6 protein-coding genes are annotated in these 14,388 nt (G+C 71.3%); 3 read left to right on the top strand and 3 right to left on the bottom strand.

Features of this window, described 5'->3' with window-relative positions:
- Position 1 precedes the first annotated feature (1 nt).
- Together ACT541_RS13065 and ACT541_RS13070 are read right to left on the bottom strand one after the other, a co-directional pair.
- Complete coding sequence (locus ACT541_RS13065; RefSeq protein ID WP_476137506.1) at positions 2 to 700, bottom strand: CerR family C-terminal domain-containing protein; 699 nt, start codon at positions 698 to 700, stop codon at positions 2 to 4.
- Between the two features lie 44 nt (positions 701 to 744).
- Positions 745 to 3,321 (bottom strand): cation-translocating P-type ATPase, encoded by a 2,577-nt coding sequence (locus ACT541_RS13070; RefSeq protein WP_476137507.1) that lies wholly within the window; start codon positions 3,319 to 3,321, stop codon positions 745 to 747.
- A 245-nt stretch (positions 3,322 to 3,566) separates the two neighbouring features.
- Between ACT541_RS13070 and ACT541_RS13075 the strand changes: the two genes are divergently transcribed.
- The 3 genes from ACT541_RS13075 to ACT541_RS13085 all read left to right on the top strand — a co-directional run bounded on the left by ACT541_RS13075 (position 3,567) and on the right by ACT541_RS13085 (position 13,794).
- Positions 3,567 to 4,430: a transglutaminase family protein gene (locus ACT541_RS13075; protein WP_476137508.1), complete on the top strand. Its 864-nt coding sequence runs from the start codon at positions 3,567 to 3,569 to the stop codon at positions 4,428 to 4,430.
- 412 nt (positions 4,431 to 4,842) lie between these two features.
- Positions 4,843 to 5,130, top strand: a complete 288-nt coding sequence (locus tag ACT541_RS13080; RefSeq protein ID WP_476137509.1) for a hypothetical protein — start codon at positions 4,843 to 4,845, stop codon at positions 5,128 to 5,130.
- 141 nt (positions 5,131 to 5,271) lie between these two features.
- Positions 5,272 to 13,794, top strand: coding sequence for a GH36-type glycosyl hydrolase domain-containing protein (locus ACT541_RS13085; protein ID WP_476137529.1), 8,523 nt, complete (start codon positions 5,272 to 5,274; stop codon positions 13,792 to 13,794).
- A gap of 140 nt (positions 13,795 to 13,934) precedes the next feature.
- Here the strand turns inward: ACT541_RS13085 and ACT541_RS13090 are convergent, their stop codons facing one another.
- Positions 13,935 to 14,297, bottom strand: coding sequence for a hypothetical protein (locus tag ACT541_RS13090; protein ID WP_476137510.1), 363 nt, complete (start codon positions 14,295 to 14,297; stop codon positions 13,935 to 13,937).
- Between the last annotated feature and the right edge of the window lie 91 nt (positions 14,298 to 14,388).

Genomic DNA, 14,388 nt, shown 5'->3' on the forward strand with positions numbered 1-14,388 from the left:
GTCATCCCCTCCCCGCGCGCCGCGCGGCGATGAAGGCCGAGGTCGCCTCGCGCACCGCCGCGACGATCGGCTCGACGTTGGCCTCGTCGATCGTCGTCCAGCCGAGGCGGCGCAGCGCCGTGGCGCGGCCGACGCGGAAGAACATCACCTGGCCGAAGACCGCCGAGACCGCGACGATCACCGCCTCGCTGTCGGGATCCTCTCCCGTCGCACGCGCCCACAGCCGGCAGAGGCGCTCGTGGCGCGGCTGGATCAGACCGTCGTAGAGCACCTCGAAGGTCTCGGTCGGATCCATCTGCTCGCGCACCATGAAGCGGGCGATGGCCTCGGCCTCCGGCCGCGCCAGCATGAAGCGGGCGAGCCCGGTCATCGCCTCGAGGAAGGCGGCGGCGGCCTCGTCGGGCGAGAGTTTCGCCGGATCGAGATCGACGGTGATCAGCCGCTCGGCGAGGAAGCCCGCCACCAGCTCGCCGCAGGCACGGTGGAGCCCGGCCTTGCCGCCGAAGTGATAGGCGATGCCGGCGATGTTGACGTTCGCCGCGGAAGCGATGTCGCGGGTGGAGGTGGCGTCGTAGCCCTTGCGGCCGAAGAGATCGAGGGCGACGCGGACGAGCGACGCGCGCGTCTTCTCTCCCGCGCTCTCGGCGAGGCGGGGAGGATCGGACGGCACGGCGGGGAAATCGGAAACATGGTCGGTCATGCGGCGACCATGGCCTTGCGGAAAAACTTCGTCAATCGATTGTTTTACGCATGGCTGCAGGCCCCCGGCCGGGGTGGGGATGGCCGGGCGCGGGCCAGAGGTTTCACCAGCTCGAGGACGACCAACAGGGCGACGCCCGCACCGACCGTCACGGCGAGATCGTCGAGGTGCAGCGGGCCGAAGCGGAAGAGTTCGCGCGTGGTCGGCCAACCGAGCGTCAGCGTCAGCATCGCCGCGACGGCCGCGAGCACGACGACGAGTGTCCGGTTCGGTCGCCGCAACGCGGTGAAGATCGACGCGCTGAAGGACCGGCCGACCAGGATCAGGCCGACGACGACGAAGACCAGCGAGAAGAACGTCAGCGCCCGCACCTCGTCGACCGGCATGCCGCGCCGCAGGGCGAGGAGATAGATCGCGGCCACCAGCGCGAAGCTCATCGCCCCCTGGAACAGGCCCCAGAGCACCAGGCTGCGCGAGAACAGCGGTCGGTCCGGATCGCGCGGCGGCCGGGCCATGACGTCGTCCTCCTCGATCTCCGCCTCGAACACCAGCGAACAGACGGGATCGATCACCATCTCCAGAAAGGCGACGTGGACCGGCCCGAAGAGGATCGGCAATCCGAAGACCAGCGGCAGCAGCGCCAGTCCGGCGATCGGCACGTGGACGGCGAGGATGAAGCCCATCGCCTTGACCAGATTGTCGTAGATCCGCCGGCCGAGCCGCACCGCCGCGACGATCGAGCCGAAGTCGTCGTCGAGGAGGACGATCGAGGCGGCCTCGCGGGCGACGTCGCTGCCGCGCCCGCCCATGGCGATGCCGATGTGCGCGGCCTTCAGCGACGGCGCGTCGTTGACCCCGTCGCCGGTCATGGCGACGATCTCGCCGTCTGCCGCGAGCGCGGTGACGATCCGCAGCTTCTGCTCCGGCATGATGCGGGCGAAGACCGTCGCCGTCTTCGTCCGCACGGACAGAGCCGCATCGTCGAGAGCGTCGAGATCGCCACCGGTGACGACGTCGCCGACGTCGATCCCGGCCTGCGCGGCGATGGCCCGCGCGGTCGCCGGATAGTCGCCGGTGATCATCTTCACGGCGATGCCGGCGGATCGGCACTGGGCGATCGCATCGGGCACGCCGGCGCGCAGGGCATCGGCGAGGCCGACCAGGCCGAGGAGTTCGAAGGCGAAGCCGCTCTGGTCCTCGGGGAGAGGTTCGTGCGCCGCGGCGCGGGCGACGGCGAGAACCCGCAGTCCTCGCGCCGCCATGGCATCGGCGGTCGCCCGCAGCGCGGTGCGCGCGGCCGCGTCGAGCCGGCAGAGTTCGGCGATCGCCTCCGGAGCGCCCTTGGCGGCGGCCTCGGCCGGTGTGCCTTCCGCGCTCGCCGCCCGGACGTTGGTCATGGCGAGGAGATCGGGGCGCAGGCCGTAGGTCCGAACGAGGCGCGTCGAGGCCGCAGCGGCCCCGGGCGGCGATGTCCGGGCCCGCACGAGATCGTGGAAGGCCCTCTCCATCGGATCGGTCGACACCTCGGCGCAGGCGCGGGCGCCGACCACGACCAGGGTGCGAAAGGCCTCGGAGAGGTCGTCGTCGGCGCGCGCGGTCCGGCCGTCGGCGAGACACAGCGCGGCGATCGACATGCGGTTCTCGGTCAGGGTGCCGGTCTTGTCGGTGCACAGGACGGTCGCCGACCCGAGAGTCTCGATCGCCGCGGCGCGGCGGGTGAGGACGCGGGCCTGCGAGATCCGCCACGCCCCCATCGCCATGAAGACGGTCAGAACCAGGGGAAACTCTTCCGGCAACATCGACATGCCGAGGGCGATGCCGGCGAGCAGGCCGTCGAGCCAGCCGCCGCGCAGGGTCCCCCAGAGGACGACCACCAGCGCGGTGACGCCACCGCCGACGAGAGCGAAGAACCGCACCAGCCGCCCGGTCTGGACCTGGAGACGCGGCGCCTCGGTCTCCAGAGATCGCAGCGACTGACCGATCCGGCCGATCTCGCTCAGCGGACCGGTCGCCGTGACTTCGGCGAGGCCGGTTCCGCGCACCACCAGGGTTCCGGAGAAGACGTGGGCGAAGGCTTCTCCGCCGGGGCGCACCGCCGCCGTGCGCTCGGACGCGTCGCCGACCCGCTTGTCGACGGGAACGGATTCGCCGGTCAGCAGCGACTCGTCGGTCTGGAGATCGTGGCATCGGATCAGGACGGCGTCGGCCGGGACACGGTCGCCCTCGACGAGTACGACGAGGTCGCCGCGCACCACCTCGCGCCCGGCGATGCGCCGCTGCCGGCCCGCCCGGATCACCAGGGCGCGCGGGCTGGTCAGATCGCGCAGCGCCTCGAGCACGCGCTCGGTACGGCTCTCCTGGACCACGGTGATCACCACGGAGAGCGTGGCGAAGGCGAGCAGGACGAGGGCTTCCGTGGTGTCGCCGAGCAGCAGATAGACGCAACCGCCGCAGATCAGCAGCAGCAACATCGGTTCGCGCAGCACCTCGAACACGATGCGCAGCGGCGTCCGCCGCATCGCCCGGGGCAATTCGTTGAACCCTTCCGAGGCCGCACGACGCGCGGCCTCTTCGTCGCTCAGCCCGTCGAGACGGGGGGATTGCGGTCCTGCGTCGGTCATCTGCGCCTTCCGCGGAACGGATACGGCGAGAGTTTCCGCTCTTTCGGCGGGAAACGCATCCGTGGAATGGCGCGCCCATGGTCGAATGCCGCCTCGGCGAGCGATCGCCGATTCCGGACGGCGTGCGCGCCCGGATCGGTTATGATCGCATCGCCGACATCCCGCCGACCATCGGGTCGAAGGGACGGTTCGGCGCCACGTCGATCCCGAGCAGCCGCCGGCCGAGGCGAGAACAGGAGCAGCCGGTGATCGACCTCGAGATCCGCCACGTCACCACCTATCGCTACCGGCGCCCGGTCGAACTCTGGCCGCATCGGCTGCAGTTGCGCCCGCGCGAGAGCCGTGAACTGCGGCTGGTGTCGCTCAGTCTGGTGACGACGCCGTCGTCCACGCTGACCTGGTCGCACGACGTCTTCGGCAATGCCGTCGCCACCGCCACCTTCGCCGAGACGTCGAACATCCTGGTGATCGACAGCCTGGCGCGGGTCGGACTCGACGTCGCCGCCTGGCCGATCTTTCCGATCGACCCTTCGGCGGCGCGTTTCCCGTTCCGCTACGGCGACGGCGAATGGGCCGATCTCGGGATGCTTTCGACGCCGCAGTATGCCGACCCGAACGGCCGGCTGCGGTCCTGGGTCCAGGCCTTCGTGCGCGGTCCGTCGACCGACACACTGGCACTGCTGAAGGACATCGGCGCCGGTGTCTCCGCCTGGATCTCCTACCAGTCGCGCGACATGGAGGGTACGCAGACGCCGATCGAGACGCTCGATCGCGGCTGGGGCTCGTGCCGCGACTTCGCCGTGCTCTTCGCCGAGGCGGTCCGCACGCTCGGTTTCGGCGCGCGGATCGTCTCGGGCTATCTCCACGACCCGAGCCGCACCGCGATCGGCTCGTACGGCGGCGGCTCGACCCATGCCTGGGCCGAGGTCTACGTGCCGGGCGCCGGCTGGATCACCTTCGATCCGACCAACCGCAGCTTCGGTGGGGCCGACCTGATCCCGGTCGCGGTCGTCCGCGACATCCGCAACGCCGTGCCGGTATCGGGCAGTTTCCAGGGCGTGCCCGACGACCTCCTCGGCATGACCGTCGACGTCGCCGTCACGAGCTGACACCGGGGCGACACCGCCTCCCGGCGCGACGTCCGGCACGTTCCCCGCCCGGTCGCGAAATGAGTAGATTCCGACCCTGTGCGGCGGCGGGATCGTCGGCGAGAATCCCGTCGGGTCGCAGCCGGCCGTTCCGACGGAAGCGGTGTGAGACGCCCCTCGTCCCCCAACCTCGGACGACGACTGCGATCCACCTGACCGGTGTTCGCGATCCCCCCGCACGGCTCCGGCGCAATCGACCCGGCCGAACCGCCCACGGCCACGATCGGAACACCCCTCCGCCCGAGAGCCGATCGCGGCCGATGCGGCCGTCGCCTCCGACCGACCCGCACACCGCCGGGCCAGCCTTCGACTTCGTCGCCGCGGCACGCCCCGAGCCGACGGGTCTTCCAACCTCTCGAAAGGACGAGCGGTCATGATCGCCATCACGAGAAAGCTCCTTCTGCCCGTCGCGCTGATCCTCACGCTGGGGGCCTGTGCCAACGCCCGCGACACCCGCATGGCCGAAGGCGCCGGCATCGGCGGCCTCGGTGGCGCCGTCATCGGCGGTGCCGCCACCAACAGCGTCGGCGGCGCGCTCGTCGGCGGTGTCGCAGGTGCCGCGGTCGGCGCCGTGGTGGCGGATGCCACCCGACCCCACCATCGCGCCCGCTCCTGCTATTTCAGCACCGCTCTCGACGGACGCGTCTGCCGCTATCGCTGACCCGGCCGACGACCGGCCGCGTCCGTCGCCGGGCCCCCCGCCCGGCGACGGCGTCGGGCAGGAACCTCGCCTGCCCCTCTCCACGGCACCGGCAACCATGCCGGCGCCGGTCGAACGATCGGTTTGCCCGTGGCGACGACGATGAGCTTCTCCGGCCTCTCCTTCATGCGGCGTGCCCCCGCCGCGCCCTGGGATCAGACGTTCCCGATCCGCGGCGAGATCTTCGGCATCGAGCGCCTGGAACAACACGCGGCGAGCCTGGCGAGCGCCCAGTCGATCACCGATCGGCCGCCGCGAGTGCTGCCGCTGCACGCCCGCCTCGACGACAATGCCGCCGTGCTCCTCGCCGCCTATCGGACGAACGCGGCCGAGATCGAGAAGGGTCGCGACGTCGTGCCGGCGGCGGAATGGCTGCTCGACAACTACCATGTCGTCGAAGAACAGATCCGCGAGATCCGCGACGACCTGCCACCCGGCTACTATCGGCAGTTGCCCAAGCTGGCGGACGGCCCCTTCGCCGGCTATCCGCGCGTCTTCGGCATGGCCTGGGCCTTCGTCACCCACACCGACAGCCACTTCGATCCCGAGACGCTGCGCCGCTTCGTCGTCGCCTATCAGAAGGTCCAACCGCTCACCATCGGCGAGTTGTGGGCGATCGCCATCACCCTGCGCGTCGTGCTGATCGAGAACCTGCGGCGACTGAGCGACCAGATCGGATCGGGGCTGATCGAACGCGCCGATGCCGACGCGCTGGCCGATCGTCTGGCCAAGGCCGGGGACACGCGTTCGGCGCTCGAGGCCGACATCGCGGCGCGGTCGCCGGGTCCGCTCTCCGACGTCTTCGCCGGTCAGCTGGCCAAGCGGCTGCGCGATCTCGATCCGCGGGTGACGCCGGCCCTCGGCTGGCTCGAGGAACGGCTCGGTTGCCAGGACACCTCGGTCGCCGACGTGGTCCAGCGCGCCCAGCAACGCCAGGGCGCCTCCAACGTCTCGGCGCGCAACGTCATCACCTCGATGCGGCTGATCTCGGACATCGACTGGGCCGACCTGTTCGAGAGCGTCAGCCTCGTCGACGAGCGCCTGCGCGCCGAGAGCGCCTTCGCCGACATGGACTTCGCCACCCGCAACCTCTACCGCAACGCCGTCGAGCAACTGGCTCGCCGCTCGCCGCACAGTGAACTCGACGTGGCCGAACACGCCCTGCGCGCGGCTCGCGCCGCCGCCGCCGAGGCCGGCGATCCGGGCGAGGCCGAGCGCTGCGGCGACCCCGGTCATCACCTCGTCGCCCGCGGTCGCCGAGCCCTGGAGCAGCGCCTGCGTTTCCGTCCGCCGCTGAGCCTGCGGCTGAACCGGCTGGACGCCGCGCTCGGCATCGGCGGCTACATCGGCGCCTCGGTGATCGTCACGCTGGCGCTGCTGGCGGTGGCCCTGTGGGCCGTCGCATCGGCCGCGCCCGGCCTCGGCATCGGCTGGCTGGTCGCCCTGGGGGTGATCGGCTTCCTCCCCGCGGGCGAAGCGGCGACCGCACTGGTCGATCGCGCCGTCGTCTGGAGCTTCGGCCCGGTCGCCCTGCCCGGTCTCGAACTCGCCGACGGGGTGCCGACGCCGCTGCGCACCCTGGTGGTGGTGCCGACGCTGCTGACCGGCGAGGCCGATCTCCTCGAACAGATCGAGCGGTTGGAGATCCATCATCTCTCGGGGGCCGGCGGCGATCTCGCCTTCGCGCTCCTCACCGACGGGCTCGATGCCGCGACCGAGACGGTCGACGGCGACGAGGCCCTGCTCGAGACGGCGCGCGCCGCGATCGACGCCCTCAATCGGCGTCACGGCCCGGCGCCGAGCGGCGACCGCTTCCTGCTGCTGCATCGCCGCCGTGTCTTCGACGCGAGCGAAGGCGTGTGGATGGGTTGGGAGCGCAAGCGCGGCAAGCTGCACGAGTTGAACCGGCTGTTGCGCGGTGCGACCGACACGACCCACGTGCCGCGCCCCGACGGCGGGCCTTCGGTGCCGACCGGCGTGCGCTTCGTCGTCACCCTCGACGCCGACACCCGTCTGCCGCGCGACGCGGTGATCCGGCTGATCGGCAAGATGGCCCACCCGCTCAATCGGGCCCGGTTCGATCCGGTCGCCCGCCGGGTCGTCGAGGGCTACGGCATCCTGCAGCCGCGCGTCACCCCGTCGCTGCCGGTCGGTCACGAGGGATCCGTCCATCAGCGGGTGTTCTCCGGCCCCGGCGGCATGGACCCCTACGCCGCCGCGGTGTCCGACGTCTATCAGGACCTCTTCGGCGAAGGCTCCTACACCGGCAAGGGCATCTACGACGTCGATGCCTTCGAGGCGGCACTCGAAGGCCGCGTGCCCGACGACACGATGCTCAGCCACGACCTGTTCGAAGGCGTCTTCACCCGCGCCGGGCTCGCCTCCGACATCGAGGTGGTGGAGGAATATCCCTCCCGCTACGACGTCGCCGCCAAGCGCCAGCATCGCTGGACGCGCGGAGACTGGCAGCTGCTGCCGTGGATCTTCGGCACCACCCGCGGACCGCTGGCCGTGCCGTCCGTCGGTCGCTGGAAGATGATCGACAACCTCCGCCGCTCGCTCGTCGCGCCGCTCACCCTGGCGACGCTCGCCGTCGCCTGGATGCTGCCGGGTCCTGCGGCGCTGCGCGCCACCCTGGCCGTGATCGTCGGGATGGCGATTCCGGCCTTCGTGCCCGTCCTCCAGGCGCTGGTGCCGCGCCGGAGCGGCATTCGCCTCGGCAATCACGTCCGCGCACTCCTCGGCGATCTCGAGCTGGCGATCGCTCGGACGCTGCTCTCGGTCACGTTCCTCGCCGATCGCGCCTGGAGCATGGGCGATGCCGTCGTTCGCACCCTCCACCGCCTCCATCGGACCCGTCGTCATCTGCTCGAATGGACGACGGCCGCCCAGTCCCACGCCGGTTCGCGTCCCGGCGTCGTCGACGCCTACCGCCGAATGGCAGGAGGAGCCGTCGTCGGCCTCGGTCTCGCCGCCGTCGCGGTGGCGATCGAACCGTCGTCCTGGTTCGTCGCCGCGCCCTTCGCGCTGGCCTGGTTCGTCGCCCCGGCTCTGGCGCCGTGGATGAGCCGGTCGCCGACCACCGACCGCGATCGTGCCGCCACGCCCGACGACACGCGGCATCTCCGTCTGATCGCCCTTTCGACCTGGCGCTTCTTCGTCACCTTCGTCACGGCGGAAGGCAACTGGCTTCCGCCCGACAATTTCCAGGAAGACCCCGAACCGGTGGTGGCCTACCGCACCTCGCCGACCAATTTCGGGCTCTATCTGCTCTCGGCGATCGCCGCCCGCGACTTCGGCTGGGCCGGCACCACGGAAACGGTCGAACGGCTCGAGGCCACGCTCGCCGCCATGGCCCGGCTTCCCACCCACAACGGCCATTTCTACAACTGGTACGACATCCGCGACCTGCGCGTGCTGCCGCCGGCCTATGTCTCCAGCGTCGACAGCGGCAATCTCGCCGGCCACCTGATCGTCGTGGCCAATGCCTGCGAAGAATGGCTCGACGACACCGCCTCGCCCGAGATCCGAACCGGCCTGATCGACATCCTCGCCCTGATCCGCCGCGCCGCCGATCTGCCGTCCTCGGTGCGGGGCGATCGACGCCGCGCCTTCGTCACCCAGACGGACGAGATCGAAACGGAGTTGAACGGCGGTCGCGCGATCGAGACGCTGCTGCCCGCCCTGGCGCGGCTCGCCGGCAAGCTCGTCGATCTCGCCCGCGATCTCGCACCCGTCGGCGACGACCACGCCGACGCGGCGTTCTGGTCGGAGACGCTCCTCCGCGCGATCACGGCCCACGACCACGATCGCACGGCGTTTCCGACGCTCGCCGATCGTCTGACGGCCGTGGCGGCGACGGCTCGGGCGATGGCGACGGCGATGGACTTCGCCTTCCTGCTCGATCCCGAACGCAAGCTCCTGTCGATCGGTTTCTCGGTCGACGACAACAGCCTCGATCCCAACTGTTACGACCTGCTCGCCTCCGAGGCGCGGCTCGCCAGCCTCTTCGCAGTCGCCAAGGGCGACGTCGAGACCCGTCACTGGTTCCGTCTCGGTCGCTCGGCGACCCCGCTGGGTGTCGGTTCGGCGCTGATCTCGTGGTCGGGGTCGATGTTCGAGTACCTGATGCCGTCGCTGGTGATGCGCGCGCCGAGCGGCAGCCTGCTCGAGCAGACCAATCGGCTGGTGGTCGAACGCCAGGAGGCCTACGGCCGGGCCCAGGGGATTCCCTGGGGGATCTCGGAATCCGCCTACAGCGCCCGCGATCTCGAACTGACCTATCAATATTCGAGCTTCGGCGTGCCCGGCCTCGGCCTGAAGCGCGGTCTGGCGCAGAACCTGGTGATCGCGCCCTATGCCACCGGGCTCGCCACCATGGTCGACCCGCACGGCGCCCGCCGCAACTTCGACCACCTCGCCACCATCGGCGGCGCCGGCCGCCACGGTTTCTACGAGGCGCTCGACTTCACGCCGTCCCGTCTGCCCGACGAGACGGCGGTGGTGATCGTCCGCTCCTACATGTCGCATCACCAGGGCATGACCATCGTCGCGATCGCCAATGCCCTGCAGGGTGGCCGGATGCGGTCGCGGTTCCATCGCGAGCCGATGATCCGGGCCTGCGAACTGCTGCTGCAGGAGCGGATGCCGCGCGACGTCGCCACCGCCCGTCCGCGCGCCGAGGAGATGAAGGCCGTCGCCGGCGCCGGGGTGGCGCGGGGCCTGACGGTGCGGCGCATCGATGCGCCGAACGTCGGTCCGCCGATCACCCACCTCCTGTCGAACGGCCGCTACGCGGTGATGGCGACCGCCACCGGCGGCGGCTACAGCCGCTGGCAGGACATCGCCGTGACACGCTGGAGCGAGGACGCCACCCGCGACGCCGACGGCGCCTTCGTCTTCCTGCGCGACACCGCCAACGGTCGGGTCTGGTCGGCGACCGCCGGTCTCCTCGGCGGCGCGACCGGCGGCGACGAGGTGGTGTTCGGCGAGGATCACGCCGACTACGTCCACCGCGACGGCTCGCTCACCACCACCCTGGAGGTGCTGGTCTCCGGCGAGGACGACGGCGAGGTCCGCCGCCTCTCGCTGACCAACACCGGCCGGCGAACCCGCGAGATCGAGCTCACCTCCTACGCCGAGCTGGTGCTGGCCGGCGTCGCCGCCGACGCGGCGCATCCCGCCTTCGCCAAGATGTTCGTCGAGACGGAGTATCTGCCGGAATTCGGTGCCCTGCTGGCGACCCGCCGTCGCCGCACGCCCGACGAGACGCCGGTGTGGGCCGCCCATTTCGCCGTCGTCGAGGGCGAGACCGTCGCCGAACCGCAATGGGAGACCGACCGCGCCCGCTTCCGTGGCCGCAGCCGGCCGATCGCCGCGAGCGCCGTGCTGGTCGACGGCCTGCCGCTCTCCGGCACGGTCGGCACGGTGCTCGACCCGATCTTCGCGCTGCGCCGCCGGGTGAAGGTCCCGGCCGGAAAACCGACCCGCGTCGCCTTCTGGACGGTGGTGGCGGCGTCGCGGGACGAGGTCCTGGCCCTCGTCGACACCCATCACGACCGCAGCGCCTTCGATCGCGCCAAGACGCTCGCCTGGACCCAGGCCCAGGTCCAGCTGCGCCATCTCGACATCGATCCGGTCGAGGCGGCCGACTTCCAGCGCCTCGCGGCGCCGATCCTCTATGCCGATCCCCGCTTCCGGGCCTCCTCGGACGCCATCGTCCGCGGAGCCGGTCCGCAGTCGGGCCTGTGGCCACACGCGATCTCCGGGGATCTTCCGATCGTCCTCATGCGCATCGACGACGTCGAGGACTTGCCCTGTGTCCTGCAGTTGCTGCGCGCCCACGAATATTGGCGGATGAAGCGGCTCGCGGTCGATCTGGTGATCGTCAACGAGCATGCGCCCTCCTACGTGCAGGACCTCCAGGCCGCGATCGAGACGGCGCTGCGCTCCAGCCAGTCGCGTCCGAGGCACGGCGACGAACCGGCGCGGGGCACCGTCCATGCCCTCAGGGCCGACATGATGAGCGTCGAGGCGCGCGCCCTGATCGAATCCGTCGCCCGGGTGGTGCTGATCGCCCGACGTGGGCCCTTCGCCGATCAGCTCGCCCGCGCGACGGCGTCGTTCCCCGCCGCGACGGCGCCGATCCGCAGGGCGCGCCGGTCGTCGCTGTCGCTCGCCCGGATGCCGGAGGATGCGCGCCCGTACCTCGAGTTCTTCAATGGTCTCGGCGGCTTCGCCGACGACGGCCGCGAATACGTCACCATCCTCGACGACGATCGCACCACGCCGGCCCCCTGGGTCAACGTCGTCGCCAATCCCGACTTCGGCTTCCAGGTCTCGACCGAGGGCTGCGGCTACACCTGGAGCGAGAACAGCCGCGAGAACCAGATCACCCAGTGGTCGAACGACCCGGTCGTCGACCCTCCCGGCGAGGCCTTCTACGTCCGCGACGAGGCGACCGGCGAGTTGTGGAGCCCGACGGCCCAGCCGATCCGCGACGGCGGCACCTATGTCGCCCGCCACGGCTTCGGCTACAGCCGCTTCGAGCACGACGCCCACGGCATCGCGCTCGTGCTGACGCAGTTCGTGCCGATCGCCGGACCGATCAAGATCTCGCGGCTCGTCCTGCGCAATCTGACGTCGCGACCGCGCCGACTGTCGGTCACCGCCTATGCCGAATGGGTGCTGGGCACACGCCGAGGCGCCTCCGCCCCCTTCGTCACCACCGCGATCGATGCGGAGACCGGGTTCCTCGTCGCGCGCAATCCCTGGAGCCTCGGCTTCTCGGGTCGCGTCGCCTTCGCCGACCTCGCCGGCCGCCAGACCGCCTGGACCTGCGACCGTACCGAGTTCCTCGGCCGCAACGGCTCGCCCGCGGCACCGGTCGCCTTCCTCGGGCGCTCCCCTCTCGGCGGTCGCGCCGGCGCCGGCTTCGACCCCTGCGCCGCGCTCCAGCGCACGGTCGATCTCGCCCCCGGCGAGACGGTCGAGGTGGTGTCCTTCCTCGGCGAGTGCCGCACCATCGAGGAGGCGCGGAGCCTGATCGCGCATTGGCGCACCGCCGATCTCGACGCCGCCTTCGCCGAGGTTTCGGCGCATTGGCGGGCGCTGCTCGGCACGGTGCGGGTCTCGACCCCCGACCGGGCGATGGACGTGATGCTCAACGGTCGTCTGCTCCATCAGACGCTCGCCTGCCGCATCCTGGCGCGTTCCGCCTTCTATCAGGCGAGCGGTGCCTACGGGTTCCGCGACCAGCTGCAGGACGGCATGGCACTGTCGACGGCGCTGCCGGCCGAGACCCGCCGGCATCTGCTGCGCGCCGCCGGGCGTCAGTTCGTCGAGGGCGACTTCCAGCACTGGTGGATGCCGGGCACCGGCATCGGCGTCAGGACGCGGATCTCCGACGACCGGGTCTGGCTCGGCCATGCCGTCGCCACCTATGTCGCCACCTCGGGCGACGTCGCCATCCTCGACGAGGTCGTGCCTTTTCTCACCGGCCCGCGCCTCGGCCCCGGCGACCACGACGCCTATTTCCAGCCGATGATCGCCGACGAATGCGCGACGCTCTACGAGCACTGCGCCCTCGGCCTCGACCGCTGCATCGAACTCTCCGGTGTCCACGGCCTGCCGCTGATCGGCACGGGCGACTGGAACGACGGCATGAATCGGGTCGGCGAAGGCGGCCAGGGCGAGAGCGTCTGGCTCGCCTGGTTCCTGCTGAAGACCCTCGCACAGTTCGTGCCCTTCGCCGACGCCCGCGACCCCGTCCGCGCGGCGCGTTGGCGCGACCATGCCGCGCTGCTGCGGGCCCGCGTCGAGGCGGAGGCCTGGGACGGCGCCTGGTATCGCCGGGCGACCTACGACGACGGCACCTGGCTCGGTTCGGCGGCGAGCGACGAGTGCCGGATCGATTCCATCGCCCAGTCCTGGGCGGTCTTGTCGGGGGCCGCCGATCCGCGCCGCGCGGCGACGGCGATGGAGTCGCTCGATCGGCTTCTGGTGCGGGAGGACGACGGCCTCGCCCTGCTCTTCACGCCGCCCTTCGACGCGACGACGCACGATCCCGGCTACATCCGCGGCTATCCGCCGGGTCTGCGCGAGAACGGCGGCCAATACAGCCATGCCGCCATGTGGGCGATCCTGGCCCATGCCGCGCTCGGCGACGGCGATCGCGCCCATCGCCTGTTCGCGCTCCTCAACCCGGTCGCCCATGCCCTGACGCCCGAGGCGGTCGAGCGATACGCGGTCGAGCCCTATGTCGTCGCCGCCGACGTCTATTCGGTGGCACCACACGTCGGTCGCGGCGGCTGGACCTGGTACACCGGCGCCGCGGGCTGGATGTACCGCGCCGGCGTCGAGGGCATCCTCGGCATCCGCCGCGCCGGCGAGACCCTCGTCGTCGCCCCCTGCCTTCCCGCCGCATGGCCCGGCTTCGCCGCCACGGTGACGATCGGCGCGTCGCGGATCGACCTGCGCGTCGAAAAGCCCGTCGGCGTGCGGACGCGCGTGATCGGGGAGGTCACCCTCGACGGCACCGCGATGGTCCTCGGCGACGACGGCGCCGTCCATGTCGACCTCGCCCCGGGGCACCACGTCCTGGTGGTCGCCATGGGAACCTCGTGAAGCGGCGGACGCGCCGATCGCGCCGCCGTCACCGCGGATGGTGCGCGGACACGACGACGATCCGCGCCGTGGGAACGGCGCGGTCGGGATCGGTCGTGTTCGGGGGGATGGGCGACGTCGACACGCGCGTCGCAGAGGCGTCAGCGCGCCGGGCGTCTGGCCGGCGGCTGCGGGGTGGTGATGGAGGGCGCGACCGCGCCGTGCCAGCCCTCGAACGAGGTCGGCAGATCGCCGGCGACGTCGACATGGGCGGCGACGCTGTCTTCGCGCAGGGTCTTTTCCGAGAACCGCAGATCGAGAAGGCGGCCGTCGTCGGTGCGCAGCCGGATGCCGCGGCGCCCGAAGGCGCGCCCGAGGCCGGCGGCGCTGGAGCGGATCTCGCCGCTGCCGATGACGACGTGTGGTCCGACGGCGAAGCCGTCGATGTCGTAGGAGGCCCGGGCGATGTCCCGTCCGTCCGCCGACACGACGCCGTGGCCGTGTAGTCTGCCGAGGTAACGCAACGGAGCCTCCGATCGACGCGCCGTCAGGCGGGGCGCGAATCCGCTTCGAGGATGGCGTCCAGTTCCGCCGGGTCGATGGCGACGACCTGCC

It is taken from the genome of Pinisolibacter sp. DMC100, assembly GCF_056313705.1.

Bases quoted from the DNA above. Each gene is read 5' to 3' on its own strand.
- ACT541_RS13080 (WP_476137509.1), top strand. From the start codon at position 4,843: ATGATCGCCATCACGAGAAAGCTCCTTCTGCCCGTCGCGCTGATCCTC.
- ACT541_RS13085 (WP_476137529.1), top strand. From the start codon at position 5,272: ATGAGCTTCTCCGGCCTCTCCTTCATGCGGCGTGCCCCCGCCGCGCCC.
- ACT541_RS13070 (WP_476137507.1), bottom strand. From the start codon at position 3,321: ATGACCGACGCAGGACCGCAATCCCCCCGTCTCGACGGGCTGAGCGAC.
- ACT541_RS13065 (WP_476137506.1), bottom strand. From the start codon at position 700: ATGACCGACCATGTTTCCGATTTCCCCGCCGTGCCGTCCGATCCTCCC.